The 16,027-nt window shown below is 61.4% G+C and carries 13 protein-coding genes and 1 tRNA gene; all 14 read right to left on the bottom strand.

The annotated features are described in order from the left end of the window. Nucleotides 1-95: GTP-binding protein (locus tag G513_RS25620; RefSeq protein WP_156891324.1), on the bottom strand; the 95-nt coding region annotated here is incomplete at its 3' end. Nucleotides 96-148: 53 nt separating this feature from the next. After that, the gene (fusA, locus tag G513_RS0100745) at nucleotides 149-2,245 is read right to left on the bottom strand and encodes an elongation factor G (protein WP_022974911.1); all 2,097 of its coding nucleotides are present in this window, start codon (nucleotides 2,243-2,245) and stop codon (nucleotides 149-151) included. Nucleotides 2,246-2,348: 103 nt separating this feature from the next. After that, nucleotides 2,349-2,822, bottom strand: a complete 474-nt coding sequence (rpsG, locus tag G513_RS0100740; RefSeq protein ID WP_022974910.1) for a 30S ribosomal protein S7 — start codon at nucleotides 2,820-2,822, stop codon at nucleotides 2,349-2,351. 110 nt (nucleotides 2,823-2,932) lie between these two features. Beyond that, nucleotides 2,933-3,340, bottom strand: coding sequence for a 30S ribosomal protein S12 (gene rpsL / locus G513_RS0100735; protein ID WP_022974909.1), 408 nt, complete (start codon nucleotides 3,338-3,340; stop codon nucleotides 2,933-2,935). Between the two features lie 192 nt (nucleotides 3,341-3,532). Continuing rightward, nucleotides 3,533-7,795: a DNA-directed RNA polymerase subunit beta' gene (rpoC, locus tag G513_RS0100730; RefSeq protein WP_022974908.1), complete on the bottom strand. Its 4,263-nt coding sequence runs from the start codon at nucleotides 7,793-7,795 to the stop codon at nucleotides 3,533-3,535. A 102-nt stretch (nucleotides 7,796-7,897) separates the two neighbouring features. Next, nucleotides 7,898-12,049, bottom strand: coding sequence for a DNA-directed RNA polymerase subunit beta (gene rpoB, locus G513_RS0100725; RefSeq protein ID WP_022974907.1), 4,152 nt, complete (start codon nucleotides 12,047-12,049; stop codon nucleotides 7,898-7,900). A gap of 134 nt (nucleotides 12,050-12,183) precedes the next feature. Continuing rightward, nucleotides 12,184-12,561 carry a 50S ribosomal protein L7/L12 gene (rplL, locus tag G513_RS0100720; RefSeq protein WP_022974906.1) on the bottom strand — a complete coding sequence of 126 codons (378 nt, stop codon included), beginning with the start codon at nucleotides 12,559-12,561 and terminating at the stop codon, nucleotides 12,184-12,186. 88 nt (nucleotides 12,562-12,649) lie between these two features. After that, a complete protein-coding gene (gene rplJ / locus G513_RS0100715) occupies nucleotides 12,650-13,177 on the bottom strand; it encodes a 50S ribosomal protein L10 (protein ID WP_022974905.1) in 528 nt (175 codons plus the stop codon). Nucleotides 13,178-13,431: 254 nt separating this feature from the next. Beyond that, nucleotides 13,432-14,127 (bottom strand): 50S ribosomal protein L1, encoded by a 696-nt coding sequence (gene rplA, locus G513_RS0100710; protein ID WP_028474979.1) that lies wholly within the window; start codon nucleotides 14,125-14,127, stop codon nucleotides 13,432-13,434. 13 nt (nucleotides 14,128-14,140) lie between these two features. Beyond that, a complete protein-coding gene (gene rplK, locus G513_RS0100705) occupies nucleotides 14,141-14,572 on the bottom strand; it encodes a 50S ribosomal protein L11 (protein WP_022974903.1) in 432 nt (143 codons plus the stop codon). A 197-nt stretch (nucleotides 14,573-14,769) separates the two neighbouring features. Then, nucleotides 14,770-15,303 (bottom strand): transcription termination/antitermination protein NusG, encoded by a 534-nt coding sequence (gene nusG / locus G513_RS0100700; RefSeq protein WP_022974902.1) that lies wholly within the window; start codon nucleotides 15,301-15,303, stop codon nucleotides 14,770-14,772. Continuing rightward, nucleotides 15,303-15,698, bottom strand: coding sequence for a preprotein translocase subunit SecE (gene secE / locus G513_RS0100695; RefSeq protein ID WP_022974901.1), 396 nt, complete (start codon nucleotides 15,696-15,698; stop codon nucleotides 15,303-15,305). The genes nusG and secE overlap by 1 nt, the downstream gene beginning before the upstream one ends. Nucleotides 15,699-15,731: 33 nt before the next feature. After that, nucleotides 15,732-15,807 (bottom strand) — tRNA-Trp (locus G513_RS0100690). 129 nt (nucleotides 15,808-15,936) lie between these two features. Further along, nucleotides 15,937-16,027: EF-Tu C-terminal domain-related protein (locus tag G513_RS25270; RefSeq protein ID WP_022974900.1), on the bottom strand; the 91-nt coding region annotated here is incomplete at its 5' end.

The following is a 16,027-nucleotide window of genomic DNA, read 5'->3' as shown; positions in this document are numbered from 1 at the left end:
AGCGCCGCAGTCGTCGTCGTCTTGCCATGATCCACATGCCCAATCGTCCCCACGTTCACGTGCGGCTTGGTACGGTCAAATTTCTCTTTTGCCATCGAAATATCCTCTAATCCGACTCAAGTTCAGTACAGCGCGGGTGTGTTGCTTATCAGGACTTCTTCGCCAGGGCGGCGGCAACGTTTGCCGGCGTTTCCTGGTACTTCTTGAATTCCATCGTGTACGTCGCGCGGCCCTGGCTCATCGAGCGCAGGGTCGTCGAGTACTGGAACATTTCTGCCAGCGGGACTTCAGCCTTCAACGCCTTGACGCCGCCGACATCGTCCATGCCCAGGATCACGCCACGGCGGCGATTGAGATCGCCCATGACGTCACCCATGTAGTCTTCCGGCGTTTCCACTTCGACGGCCATGATCGGCTCGAGAATGACCGGGCTGGCCTTCTGCGCGCCTTCCTTGAAGGCCATCGAACCGGCAACCTTGAACGCCATTTCGTTGGAATCGACGTCATGGTAGGAGCCGTCGAACACGGTTACCTTGATGTCGACGACCGGGTAACCGGCGACCACACCATTCTTCATGGCTTCGACGATGCCCTTGTCGATGGCCGGCACGTATTCCTTCGGCACCACGCCGCCAACGATGCCGTTGACGAATTCGTAACCAGCGCCCGGTTCCTGCGGTTCAATCTTGATCCAGCAATGACCGTACTGACCGCGACCACCGGACTGGCGCACGAACTTGCCTTCCGCTTCCACCGTGCGGCGCAGCGTTTCGCGGTAAGCCACCATCGGCGGACCGACATTGGCTTCGACCTTGAACTCGCGCTTCATGCGGTCGACGATGATTTCCAGATGCAGTTCGCCCATGCCGGCGATGACCGTCTGACCCGTTTCTTCGTCGGTACGGACGCGGAACGACGGATCTTCCTGGGCAAGACGATTGAGCGCGATGCCCATCTTTTCCTGGTCGACCTTGGTCTTCGGTTCCACAGCCTGCGAAATCACCGGCTCCGGGAAGATCATGCGTTCCAGCACGACCGGCGCGTTCTGCGCAGCCAGCGTGGTGCCGGTGTAGACGTCCTTCAGACCGATGCAGGCGGCGATGTCGCCGGCGCGCACTTCATCGATTTCTTCGCGATTGTTCGCATGCATCTGCACCAAGCGGCCGATACGTTCGGTCTTGCCGCTGCGCGAGTTGTAGACGCTGTCGCCCTTCTTCAGCACGCCCGAATAGACGCGGATGAAGGTCAGGGTGCCGACGAACGGATCGGTCATGATCTTGAAGCCGAGCGCCGAAAACGGCTGGCCGTCATCGGCGGTGCGCTCGATGATCTTCTCGTAGTCGTCGGTGTCGTGCGCCTCGATCGGCGGCACATCGGTCGGCGCCGGCAGGTACTCGATGACGGCATCGAGCATCGCCTGAACGCCCTTGTTCTTGAACGCCGAGCCGCAGAGCATCGGGAAGATTTCAAGCTTCAGCGTCCGCGCACGGATGCCGCCCTTGATCTCTTCCTCGGTCAGCGTCTCGCCTTCGAGGTACTTGTTCATCAGCTCGTCGCTGGACTCAGCGGCGGCTTCGACCATCTTCTCGTGCCATTCGTTGGCCAGGTCGACGAGCTCGGCCGGAATCTCGCCGTACTCGAAGGTCACGCCCTTGTCGGCCTCATTCCAGAGAATGGCCTTCATCTTGACGAGATCGACAACGCCCTGGAAACCTTCTTCCGCACCGATCGGAATCTGGATCGGCACCGGGTTGGCGTTGAGCCGCTTCTTCATCTGCTCGACGACCTTGAAGAAGTTCGCGCCCGAACGGTCCATCTTGTTGACGAACGCGATGCGCGGAACCTTGTACTTCGTGGCCTGGCGCCAGACGGTTTCCGACTGCGGCTGCACGCCGCCGACCGCGCAATACAGCATGCAGGCGCCGTCGAGCACGCGCATCGAACGCTCGACTTCGATCGTGAAGTCGACGTGTCCCGGGGTATCGATGATGTTGACGCGATGCAGATCGAACTGCGCGCCCATGCCCTTCCAGAAGCAGGTCGTCGCGGCCGACGTGATCGTGATGCCGCGCTCCTGTTCCTGTTCCATCCAGTCCATCGTCGCGGCGCCGTCATGCACTTCGCCAATCTTGTGATTGACGCCGGTGTAGAACAGCACGCGCTCGGTCGTCGTCGTCTTGCCGGCGTCGATGTGAGCGGAAATACCGATATTGCGGTAGCGCTCGATAGGCGTAGTGCGGGCCACGGAAAACCTCGGGTCTTGAAAGCGAAGCCGCGAAATCTATCGCGGCTTCATTACAGATAGGAGAGCGGGAGCAGCGGTTTGCCGGAGAACCGGCAAGCGTCACTTACCAGCGGAAATGTGCGAAGGCCTTGTTGGCCTCAGCCATCTTGTGGGTGTCTTCGCGCTTCTTGACGGCAGCGCCGCGGTGCTCGGAAGCATCCAGCAATTCGCCAGCCAGACGATCGGCCATGCTCTTTTCGCCACGGGCGCGAGCAGCATCGATCAGCCAACGCATGGCCAGCGTCGTGCGGCGCACGGCGCGCACTTCAACCGGCACCTGATAGGTCGCACCACCGACGCGGCGGGACTTCACTTCGACGCTCGGACGAACGTTGTCGAACGCAGCTTCGAGCACCACGATCGGGGCATCGGTCTTCTTCTTCGCCGCGATCTGGTCCAGCGCGCCGTACAGGATCTTTTCGGCAACCGACTTCTTGCCGTCTTCCATGACCATGTTCATGAACTTGGTCAGCAGTTCGGACTTGAACTTCGGATCCGGGAGAATTACGCGACGCTCTGGGCTACGACGACGGGACATTGATGGACTCGGTGCGTGATGCGGTATTTAGTTGCTGATGGCCAGGAACTAATTAGTGGTGAAACGAAGGCCTGCGCGCTGAGCGCAGACCCCGAAAACTCGCAGAAGGATTACTTCTTCTTGCCAGCCGTCTTAGCAGCGGCGCCGGCCTTCGGACGCTTGGCGCCGTACTTCGAACGGCCCTGACGACGCTTGTCGACACCCGAGGCGTCGAGCGCACCGCGAACGGTGTGGTAGCGAACACCGGGAAGATCCTTGACGCGACCGCCGCGGATCAGGACCACGGAGTGTTCCTGCAGGTTATGGCCTTCGCCACCGATGTAGCTGGTGACTTCGAAGCCATTGGTCAGACGAACGCGCGCAACCTTGCGGAGTGCGGAGTTGGGCTTTTTCGGCGTGGTCGTATAGACGCGAGTGCACACGCCACGCTTCTGCGGGCTGGCCTCAAGTGCCGGAACTTTGTTCTTGGCAGCTTTGGAGGTCCGACCGGTCTTAACAAGCTGATTAATCGTTGGCACTGTGATTCCCGCTTTCAAAAGCCCAATTGTGAAAGATATGGCGTGCGGACCATGAACGGTCTGCGCGCGAGGGCGCGAATCATAAGAGCGCGCCCGGTTTTAGTCAATCGTCGGCGGAACAAAAGATTGCTACGCCGCTTGCAACGGCCGCTGCGGGAAACCTGTTGAAGGTTGCCCGCAGCGGCTGATTCCTTACTCTTCGCCGGACTCTTCGACTTCGTCCTCGTCGCCATCATCGCGACCACCGGACACTGCCGATTCGCTGCGCACGGCTTCGAACACGTCGGTGATCGGCGACGACGTCGTGGCGTTCTGCAGATCGGCCAGCAGGCTGCCACCACGCGCCTTGCGGCGCTGTTCGTGATGCGCCAGGCCGGTACCGGCCGGGATCAGACGACCGACGATGACGTTCTCCTTCAGGCCGCGCAGCTCGTCGCGCGAACCGCGCACCGAGGCTTCCGTGAGAACGCGCGTGGTTTCCTGGAACGAAGCGGCCGAGATGAACGACTCGGTCGACAGCGACGCCTTGGTGATGCCGAGCAGCTGACGATAGAACTGGGCAGCACGGCTGCCGTTGTTCTTCATCTTCCGGTTCTCGGCATGGACGTGGAAGATTTCCGCCTGCTCACCCTGCAGGAAGCGGGTATCGCCCGGATCGGCGATCTCCACCTTGCGCAGCATCTGACGAATGATCGTTTCGATGTGCTTGTCGTTGATCTTCACGCCCTGCAGGCGATAGACGTCCTGAATTTCCTTGACTAGGTAGTTGGCCAGCGCCGTGACGCCCTGCAGACGCAGGATGTCGTGCGGGCTCGGCTCGCCGTCCGAAATCTGTTCGCCCATCTCGACGTGTTCGCCTTCGAACACGGTGATCTGGGTCCACTTCGGAATCAGCTGCTCGACTTCCTCGCCATCGGCCATCACCACCTTCAGGCGCTGCTTGCCCTTGGTTGCGGTACCGAAACGAATGGTGCCCGAGGCTTCGGCGAGAACCGCCGGATCCTTCGGCTTGCGCGCTTCGAACAGATCGGCAACACGCGGCAGACCGCCGGTGATGTCACGTGACTTCGAGGCTTCCTGCGGGATACGGGCGACGACGTCGCCGACCTTCACTTCCGCACCGTCCTCGATGTTGATGATCGCCTTGGCCGGCAGCGAGTACGAAGCCGGAATGTCGGTGCCCGGGAAGCTCAGCGACTTGCCCTTGGCGTCGACCAGCGCCAGCACCGGGCGCAGATCCTTGCCGGCCATGCCGCGGGTCTTCGGATCGGTGATCACCAGCGTGCTCATGCCCGTGATGTCATCGGTCTCGCGAGTGACGGTGATGCCGTCCTCGAAGTCCTGGAACTGCACGAAGCCGGCGATTTCCGTGATGATCGGGTGCGTATGGGCATCCCAACGGGCCAGACGCTGACCGGCCTTGACCGGATCGTTGTCGTTGACCTGCACGACGGCGCCGTACGGAATCTTGTAACGCTCACGCTCGCGGCCGTGGGAATCGACGACGCCGATTTCACCGGTGCGGGTGACGGTCACGCGATTGCCGTCCTTGTTCTTGACCGACTTGACGTTGTGCTCACGCACCGTACCGGCCGCACGGGCATCAACACCATCAGCCGAGGCCGAACGCGAAGCCGCACCACCGACGTGGAAGGTACGCATGGTCAGCTGGGTACCCGGCTCACCGATCGACTGGGCGGCGATGACGCCGACCGCTTCACCGATGTTGACCAAGTGGCCACGGGCCAGATCGCGGCCGTAGCACTTGCCGCAGATGCCGAACGGCATTTCGCAAGTGATCGCCGAGCGGACCCAGACTTCGTCGATCGACAGATCTTCGAGCTTGTTGACCAGCTTTTCGTCGAGCAAGGTGCCGGCCTCGATCGCGACTTCATCGCTTCCGGGCTTGTGCACGTCACGCAGCAGGGTGCGACCGAGTACACGATCGCGCAGCGGTTCCAGAATGTCGCCGCCTTCCACGATCGGACGCATGACGACGCCCTGTTCGGTGCCGCAGTCCTGCGAGGTGACGACCACGTCCTGGGCAACGTCGACTAGACGGCGGGTCAGGTAACCCGAGTTGGCGGTCTTCAGCGCCGTATCCGACAGACCCTTACGAGCGCCGTGCGTCGAGATGAAGTACTGGAGAACGTTCAGACCTTCGCGGAAGTTCGCGGTGATCGGCGTTTCGATGATCGAGCCGTCCGGCTTGGCCATCAGGCCGCGCATGCCGGCGAGCTGACGAATCTGGGCAGCGCTACCGCGCGCACCGGAGTCGGCCATCATGAACACCGAGTTGAACGAGGTCTGACGGACGGTATCGCCCTTCTTGTCGACGACCGCTTCGGTGCCGATGCGCGCCATCATCGCCTTGGCGATGTCGTCATTGGCCTTCGACCAGATGTCGACGACGTGGTTGTAGCGCTCGGACTGAGTGGTCAGACCCTGGCTGTACTGGTCGTCGATGTCCTTAACCTTGATCTCGGCCTCGGCCAGGATGCCGACCTTCTCGTCGGGCACCATGATGTCGTCGAGGCAGAACGAGATGCCGGCCTTGGTCGACATGCGGAAGCCCATGTACATCAGCTGGTCGGCGAACACCACAGTGTCCTTCATGCCGACGCGGCGGTACACCCAGTTGATCGTCTGCGAGACGATCTTCTTGGTCATCGTGCGGTTGACCTGCGCGAACGGGATGCCGTCCGGCAGGATCTCCGACAGCAGCGCACGGCCCGTGGTGGTGTCGTTGATGCGGCGGATTTCCTTGTAGCCGCCCTCGCCGTCCTCGATGTAATCGCGCATGCGGACCTTGATCTTGGCCTGCAGATCGATCAGGCCCGATTCGTAGGCGCGATGCACTTCCGAGATGTCGGAGAAGGTCATGCCTTCGCCCGGCGCGTTGACGCGCTCGCGGCTCATCCAGTACAGACCGAGCACGACGTCCTGCGACGGCACGATGATCGGGTCGCCGTTGGCCGGCGACAGGATGTTGTTCGACGCCATCATCAGCACGCGCGCTTCCAGCTGCGCTTCGAGCGACAGCGGCACGTGGACAGCCATCTGGTCACCGTCGAAGTCGGCGTTGAAAGCCGTGCAGACGAGCGGATGCAGCTGGATGGCCTTGCCTTCGATCAGTTGCGGTTCGAAGGCCTGGATGCCGAGGCGATGCAGGGTCGGCGCGCGGTTGAGCAGCACCGGATGTTCCTTGATGCACTCTTCGAGCACGTCCCAGACCTGGGCTTCTTCGCGCTCGACCATCTTCTTCGCGGCCTTGATCGTCGTGGCAACACCCAGACGCTGCAGACGCGAGAACACGAACGGCTTGAACAGCTCCAGCGCCATCTTCTTCGGCAGACCGCACTGGTGCAGCTTCAGGGTCGGGCCGACGACGATGACCGAACGGCCGGAGTAGTCGACACGCTTGCCGAGCAGATTCTGGCGGAAGCGGCCCTGCTTGCCCTTGATCATGTCGGCGAGCGACTTGAGGGCGCGCTTGTTGGTACCGGTGATCGCGCGGCCGCGGCGGCCGTTGTCGATCAGAGCGTCAACGGACTCCTGCAGCATGCGCTTTTCGTTGCGCACGATGATGTCCGGCGCTGTCAGTTCGAGCAGGCGCTTGAGGCGGTTGTTGCGGTTGATGACGCGGCGATACAGATCGTTGAGATCCGAGGTCGCGAAGCGGCCGCCGTCGAGCGGCACCAGCGGACGCAGATCCGGCGGCAGCACCGGCAGCACCGTGAACACCATCCATTCCGGCTTGTTGTGCGAAGCGATCAGGTACTCGATCAGCTTCAGACGCTTGCCGAGCTTCTTGATCTTGGTATCGGAGCCGGTGGCACCGATTTCCTCACGCAGCTTGATCGTTTCCTTCTGCAGGTCGATCGCCTTCAGAAGATCACGGATCGCTTCGGCACCCATGCGGGCATCGAAGTCATCGCCGTACTTCTCGACGGCGTTGAGGTAGTCCTCTTCAGTCAGCAGCGTGCCCTTTTCCAGCGGCGTCAGGCCTGCGTCGACGACGATGTGGGCTTCGAAATACAGCACGCGCTCGATGGCGCGCAGCGGCATGTCGAGCAACAGACCAATGCGGCTCGGCAGCGACTTCAGGAACCAGATGTGCGCGACCGGCGACGCCAGGTCGATATGGCCCATGCGCTCGCGACGCACCTTGGCAACGGTGACTTCGACGCCGCATTTTTCACAGACAACGCCGCGGTGTTTCAGGCGCTTGTACTTGCCGCACAGGCACTCGTAATCCTTGATCGGCCCGAAGATCTTCGCGCAGAACAAGCCGTCACGTTCCGGCTTGAACGTGCGGTAGTTGATGGTTTCCGGCTTCTTCACTTCGCCGAACGACCACGACCGGACGGTTTCCGGCGAGGCGAGGCTGATCTTGATGGCATCGAAGTCTTCGAACTCTTCGGTGGCCCGCATCAGGTTGAAGAAATCTTTCATGTCTATCTCCGCAATACCGCAATTCTTGAGGCTAGTAGGCTGACTGCTGATGCCCGAGACGGCGCCTTTCGGCAGCACGTCTCAGGCCTGCGACCTGTCGCCTCAGTTGTTCTGCTCGAGCTCGATGTTGAGACCGATAGAACGGATTTCCTTGACCAGCACGTTGAACGACTCCGGCATGCCGGCGTGCATGCGGTGATCGCCATCGACGATCGCCTTGTACATGCGCGTACGGCCGTTGGTGTCATCCGACTTCACGGTCAGCATTTCCTGCAGCGTGTAGGCCGCGCCGTAGGCTTCCAGCGCCCAGACTTCCATTTCACCGAAGCGCTGGCCGCCGAACTGCGCCTTGCCACCGAGCGGCTGCTGGGTGACCAGCGAGTACGGACCGGTTGAACGCGCGTGCATCTTGTCGTCGACGAGATGGTTCAGCTTCAGCATATACATGTAGCCGACGGTGACCAGGCGGGCGAAGTTGTCGCCAGTGCGGCCATCAACCAGCTGCGCCTGACCCGTGGTCGGAAGACCGGCGAGTTCGAGCATGCCCTTGATGTCTTCTTCCGAGGCGCCGTCGAACACCGGCGTCGCCATCGGCATGCCGCCGGTCAGGTTCTGCGCCAGCGTCAGGATCTCGGTGTCGGACAGCGCATCGATATCGACCTTCTGCTCGTAGCTGCCGATCTTGTTGTAGGCCTTGTCGAGGAACTTGCGCAGTTCGGCGACCGCCTTCTGGCCCTTGAGCATCTCGTCGATCTTCTTGCCGATGCCCTTCGCGGCCCAGCCGAGATGGACTTCGAGCAGCTGACCGATGTTCATGCGCGACGGCACGCCCAGCGGGTTCAGCACGATGTCGACCGGGGTGCCATCCGCCATGTGCGGCATGTCTTCCACCGGCACGATCTGCGAGATCACGCCCTTGTTGCCGTGACGGCCGGCCATCTTGTCGCCCGGCTGCACGCGGCGCTTCACGGCCAGATAGACCTTGACCATCTTCAGGACGCCCGGGCTCAGCTCGTCGCCGGCCTGGATCTTCCGTTTCTTGTTCTCGTACTTCTTGTCGAACTCGGCGCGCTGGTCCTTGAGCTGACGGGCCGCGGTTTCGAGCTGGTTCTGGGTCTCGTCGTCCTGGAGACGGATTTCGAACCACTTGTCACGCTCGAGGCCGTCGAGATAGTCGGCAGTGACCTTCTCGCCCTTCTTCAGCTTCATCGGGCCGCCATCGGCCGACTTGCCGACCAGCAGCTTCTTCAGACGATCGTAGATGTCGTCCTCGAAGATGCGCTGCTGATCGCCGAAGTCCTTCTTGACCGAAGCCAGTTCGGATTCTTCGATCGACAGCGCGCGCTTGTCCTTCTTGACGCCTTCGCGAGTGAACACGCGAACGTCGATGACGGTGCCGTCCATGCCGGCCGGCACGCGCAGGCCGGTATCCTTCACATCGGAAGCCTTCTCGCCGAAGATCGCGCGGAGCAGCTTTTCTTCCGGCGTCAGCTGGGTCTCGCCCTTCGGCGTGACCTTGCCGCAGAGGATGTCGCCCGCCTTCACTTCGGCGCCGATGTAGACGATGCCGGCTTCATCAAGCTTGCGCAGCGCGCCTTCGTTGACGTTCGGGATGTCGGCGGTGATTTCTTCCGGCCCGAGCTTGGTTTCGCGTGCGACGCAGGTCAGCTCTTCGATGTGGATCGTGGTGAAACGATCTTCCTCGACCACCCGCTCGCTGAGCAGGATCGAATCTTCGAAGTTGTAGCCGTTCCACGGCATGAACGCGATCAGGATGTTCTGGCCGAGGGCCAGTTCACCGAGGTCGGTCGACGGACCGTCGGCCAGCACGTCACCACGCGCGACGATGTCGCCCGGGCGAACCAGCGGCTTCTGGTTGATACAGGTGTTCTGGTTCGAACGCGTGTACTTGATCAGGTTGTAGATGTCGACGCCGGCTTCGCCTGCGATCGTTTCGTCATCGTTGACGCGGACCACGATACGGGCGGCATCGACCTTGTCGACCACGCCACCGCGCTTGGCGGTGAAGGCCACACCGGAGTCGATCGCGACGCGGCGTTCCATGCCGGTGCCGACCAGCGGCTTTTCGGCACGCAGGGTCGGAACGGCCTGACGCTGCATGTTCGAACCCATGAGGGCGCGGTTGGCGTCATCGTGTTCGAGGAACGGGATCATCGCCGCAGCAACGGACACGATCTGGCGCGGCGACACGTCCATGTACTGGACCTTGTCGGGCGTCATCATGGTGAATTCGTTCTGGTAGCGGACCGATGCCAGGTCAGCCTTGAACGCACCCTTGGCGTCGAGCTCCGAGTTCGCCTGGGCGATCACGTAGCGGCCTTCTTCGATCGCCGACAGGTATTCGATATCGCTGCCGACCTTGCCGTCGACAACCTTGCGATACGGCGTCTCGAGGAAGCCGTAGTCGTTGGTGCGGGCGTAGCAGGCCAGGGAGTTGATCAGACCGATGTTCGGGCCTTCCGGCGTTTCGATCGGGCAGACGCGGCCGTAATGGGTCGGATGCACGTCGCGGACTTCGAAGCCGGCGCGCTCGCGGGTCAAACCACCCGGTCCGAGGGCCGACACGCGACGCTTGTGCGTGACTTCCGACAGCGGGTTGTTCTGATCCATGAACTGCGACAGCTGTGATGAGCCGAAGAATTCCTTGATCGCGGCGCCGACCGGCTTGGCGTTGATCAGGTCCTGCGGGGTCAGGTTCTCGGCTTCGGCCAGCGCCAGACGCTCGCGAACGGCGCGCTCGACACGGACCAAGCCGGTGCGGAACACGTTCTCGGTCATTTCGCCGACCGCACGGATGCGGCGGTTGCCGAGATGATCGATATCGTCGGTAATCTGCTCGCCGTTGCGGATCGCGATCATCTCGCGGACCACTTCGACGATGTCCGAGGTCTCGCCCAGCTCCGCCAGCTTCTTCTTCATTTCGGTATCGCCGAAAGTCTTGAAGTACTGGGAGTCATAGAGCACGCCGAGACCAGTGACGGCCGTGCGACGCAGACGACGATTGAACTTCATGCGGCCGACGCCCGACAGGTCGTAGCGCTCGCCGGCGAAGAACAGGCCGTTGAACAGGGTTTCGGCAGCGTCCTTGGTCGGCGGCTCGCCGGGACGCATCATGCGATAGATCTCGACCAGCGCTTCGAGGCGCGTGCGGCTCGGGTCGATGTTCATCGTGGTGCTGATGTAAGCACCCTTGTCGAGGTCGTTGACGTACAACGTCGGCAGTTCGACCACACCGGCCGCGCGCAGCTTCGGCAGCAGATCGGCGGTGACTTCGGTGTTGGCAACGGCGATCACTTCACCGGTTTCCTTGGAAACCAGATCTTTCGACACGATCTTGCCGAGCAGGTATTCATCCGGCACCTGCAGGTGCTTGACGCCGGCTTCCTGGATCAGCTTGATGTGACGGGCCGTGATCAGCTTGCCCTGCTCAACGAGCACCTTGTCGGCGCTGGTCTTGATGTCGAACTGTGCCTTCTCGCCCTTCAGGCGTTCCGGCACCAGTTCCAGCATCGCGCCGCCATCGGCGAGCTGGAAGGTGTTGATCTCGTGGAACATCTCCAGCATCTGCTCGTTGTTGTAACCGAGCGCGCGCAGGAGGATGGTCGCCGGCAGCTTGCGGCGACGATCGATGCGGACAAACAGGTTGTCCTTCGGATCGAACTCGAAGTCCAGCCACGAGCCGCGATACGGAATGATGCGGGCGCTGTACAGCAGCTTGCCCGAAGAATGGGTCTTGCCCTTGTCGTGATCGAAGAACACGCCGGGCGAGCGATGCAGCTGGGACACGACGACACGCTCGGTGCCGTTGACGATGAAGGTTCCGTTGCCGGTCATGAGCGGAACTTCGCCCATGTAGACCTCCTGCTCGCGGATGTCCTTGACGCGCTTTTCCTTGGACTCGCGGTCGTAGATCACCAGACGCGTGGTGACCTTGAGCGGCGCGGCGAAAGTCAGACCGCGGACGCGGCATTCCTTTTCGTCGAACACCGGCTCTTCAAGGCGATAGCGCACGTACTCGAGCGCCGCCGCATTGTTATAGCTGACCATCGGAAACACCGACTTGAACGCCGCATGCAAGCCGGCTTCCTTGCGCTGGGCGGGGTGAACCTCGGCCTGCAGGAAGTGGCGATACGAATCCAGCTGCGTCGCCAGCAGGTATGGCACCGCGAGGGTTTCCGACTGCTTGCGGAAGTCCTTGCGAATGCGCTTCTTCTCGGTGAACGAGTAGGCCATCGGTGTTACCTCGTCTTGGCGCGCTTCAGGCGCGCGGAGCATTCAAATACGGTTGTAGCAACGGCAGAAGGCCGGCCGCTTGCGCGGCCAGCCCTCGCCGGTTACAGCGTGCTGCTTGAGCGAATCGACAAGGCTTACTTGATCGCAGCCTTGGCGCCCGCGTCGGCCAGCTTCTTGACGATCGCTTCGGCGTCAGCCTTCGGGATCGCGTCCTTGATCGTTGCCGGGACGGCTTCGACCAGATCCTTCGCTTCCTTCAGACCCAGGCCGGTGATTTCACGGACGGCCTTGATGACATTGACCTTGTTCTCGCCGAACGACGACATCACGACGGTGAACTCGGTCTGCTCGATTGCAGCAGCGGCGGCCGGGCCGGCAGCCGGGCCGGCAACGGCGACGGCGGCAGCAGCGGAGACGCCAAACTTCTCTTCCATCATCTTGACCAGCTCGACGATGTCCATGACGGACTTTTCGGCGATCGCGTCAAGGATTTCCTGATTTGAAAGTGCCATTTCTAAAAACCTCGATTGACTAGTGTGTGAACCAAACCGCTTACCCGATCAGGGAAAGTGAATGGAAAAACTGGTGTCAGGACTCTGCTTAAGCCGCCTGCTTCTGGTCGGCCACCGCTTGCACGGTGCGCACGAACTTGGCAGTTGGTTCTGCGAGGGTGCGAACGAACTTCGACACCGGGGCCTTCATGACGCCCATGAGCATGGCCAACGCCTGCTCCTTGGACGGCAGCGAAGCCAGACGTTCGATGTCCTTCGAGCCATACAGCTGCCCGCCGATCGAAACCGCCTTGACCACCAGCTTGTCGTTATCCTTCGCGAAGTCCTTGATCACGCGACCAACAGCACCTGGATCGTCCAGCGAGAATCCAAGCACCAACGGTCCGACCAGCGCGTCGCCCATGCACTCGAACTGAGTGCCGGCCAGTGCGCGCTTCGCCAGCGTGTTCTTGACCACGTGCAGATAGATCCCGTTCTCACGGGCCTTGCTGCGCAGGATGTCGAACTTGCCGGCAGACAGTCCGCGATATTCGGCCGCAACAGCCGACAGCGCGCGTGACGCCACTTCATTCACTTCCGCAACCAGGGCCTTCTTGTCTTCAAGACGCAATGCCATTAGACGCGAACCTCCTGGTGATGCTGCGTTACAAACAGGATCGTGCCTTGCGGCTCAATCCACTTTTACGGAACCCTGTCGACGTGAGTCTTCAGGGCTTACCGTCTGCGTCAGCGGCTCTTGCGAACCTTTAACCTGCCTGGCCGCGCGAGCGGTTTCGGCCCTACTGACGGTCTTGGACGGCGTGGCGGTGAGGCCACACTGTCAAGTTCCGAAAACCGGAATGCGCAGGACGCATCCCGGTCATTTGTTTCTTATTCCGGCAGCGACGACAGCTCGACCGGCACGCCGGGGCCCATCGTCGTCGACAGCGTCACCCTGCGGATGAATACGCCCTTCGAGGTCGCCGGCTTCTGCTTGCGGATGTCACGCAGCACGGCGAGCAGGTTTTCCGTCAGCTTGGCGGTTTCGAAATTCGCGGCGCCAATGGAGCAGTGGATGATGCCTGCCTTGTCGGTGCGATAACGGGCCTGGCCCGACTTCGCATTGCGGACGGCTTCGGCGACGTTCGGCGTCACGGTGCCGGTCTTCGGGTTCGGCATCAGGCCGCGCGGACCGAGCACCTGACCAAGCGCACCGACGACGCGCATCGTGTCCGGGCTGGCGATGACGACGCCGTAGTTCAGGTCGCCTTCCTTCATCTTGGCGGCCAGGTCTTCCATGCCGACGACGTCGGCACCAGCGGCCAGAGCTTCAGCAGCCTTGGCACCCTGGGCGAACACGGCGACGCGCACGGTCTTGCCGTTGCCGTTCGGCAACGTCGTCGAACCGCGGACGTTCTGGTCGGACTTCTTGGCGTCGATGCCGAGGTTCAGCGAAAGGTCGAGCGATTCCTTGAACTTCGCGGTGGCGCAGGACTTCAGGATTTCGATGGCCTGGTCGACCGGATAGGCCTTGCCCGGCTGGATCTTGTCGGCGAATGCTTTCTGACGCTTGGTCAGCTTGATCACGGTTGCCATGTTATTAGCCCTCCACCACATCGATGCCCATCGAACGGGCCGAGCCAGCGATCAGCTTGACCGCGGCTTCCATGCTGCCGGCGTTGAGATCCGGCCACTTGGTCTTGGCGATCTCGGCGGCCTGGCTCTTGGTGATCTTGCCGACCTTCTTGGTGTGCGGAGTCGGGCTGCCCGACTCGACGCCGGCGGCCTTCTTGATCAGCACCGTGGCCGGCGCAGTCTTGGTGATGAAGGTGAATGAACGATCGGAGTAGACCGTGATCACGACTGGGGTCGGGATACCCGGCTCCAGCTTCTGCGTGGCGGCATTGAACGCCTTGCAGAATTCCATGATGTTGACGCCGTTCTGGCCGAGTGCGGGGCCGACGGGCGGTGACGGATTGGCCTTGCCTGCAGGAATCTGCAGCTTGATGTAGGCCTGGACTTTCTTTGCCATTGCTTACTCCGTGATGGGTACGTGCGCCCGGCTTTCAGGTGGGCTCCCCGGTTTGACGACTTCCGGACAGCTCAAGGCGTCCGGTCTACAAAGTTGTTTTTGCCATCCCTGGCGAGGATTCATCCTCGTTTGGAGACCTCGGCCCGACCATCCGTGGCCGGTCGTGAACGCTTGGCGAGCCGTTGCTCGCCAGCCATTCAACCTTTCTGCACCTGCGAAAATTCGAGCTCGACAGGTGTGGCGCGGCCGAAGATCAGTACCGCGACTCGCAAACGACTCTTGTCGTAATTGACTTCCTCGACCACACCGGAGAAATCCGCGAACGGACCTTCGGTAATCCGGACGGCTTCGCCCGGCTCGTACAGCGTCTTCGGCTTCGGCTTCTCGACCGCTTCCTCGACCCGGCTGAGGATCGATTTGGCTTCCTTTTCGGAGATCGGTGCCGGCTTGTCCGGCGTGCCGCCGATGAAACCGAGCACTTTTGGCGTCGATTTGACCAGGTGCCAGGTGTCTTCGTTCATTTCCATCTGGACCAGTACATAGCCCGGATAGAACTTGCGTTCCGTGGTGCGCTTCTGACCATCGCGGATTTCGACCACTTCTTCGGTCGGCACCAGGATGTCGCCGAACTTTTCTTCAAGTCCGGCGCGGGTGATGCGCTCCTTCAGGGCGCGCAACACATTGTTTTCGTACTGTGAGTACGCGTGAACCACATACCAGCGCATGCTCATCAGGCACTCCGTCCGGTGAGCTTCTGGACGCCCCAAAGCAAGGTTGCGTCGAGCCCCCACATCATCAAGGCCACGATCAGCACGAAGATGGCGATGATCAGCGTGGTTTGCAGGCTTTCCTGGCGCGTGGGCCAGACCACCTTGCGGAGTTCGACACGGGCGCCCTGGACATGCGACCAGAGCGAATGGCCGATTGCCGTGCGATAGACCGCGGCGACGGCCGCGGCGATGCTGCCGAGCAACAGCAGCAGCCGAACGGACTTCGGCAATTCAAGGAACACGTAATAGACCGCGAGACCACCAATCAGCAGCACCAAGGCCGAGATCAGCAGTAACGTGTCGAAACGTGAGCCGGTTTCTTCGACCTGGCTACCGGCTGTCTTCGAGGATTCCATCGGTCTCGTGAGGCAATTCTGCTTTCATCACAGTGGCAGGGCGGGAGGGTCTCGAACCCGCAACCTTCGGTTTTGGAGACCGACGCTCTACCAGTTGAGCTACCGCCCTGTTGGCGCACTGTGAATCGAGGGGGCGCGAGTATAGCTTCGCGCCGGGGAAAATGTAAACGCCTGCTGCTGAAACGACAACCCCGCAGGCCAAGTTCCCTTTTGAGGGGGCCTGCGGGGCGGACGAGACTTACTTCAGGATCTTGGTAACGACGCCGGCACCGACAGTGCGGCCGCCTTCACGAATGGCGAAGCGAACCTGCTCTTCCATTGCGATCGGA

It is taken from the genome of Nevskia ramosa DSM 11499, from assembly GCF_000420645.1.
GTDB lineage: Bacteria > Pseudomonadota > Gammaproteobacteria > Nevskiales > Nevskiaceae > Nevskia > Nevskia ramosa.
This window is presented reverse-complemented; position numbering and strand designations above follow the sequence as displayed.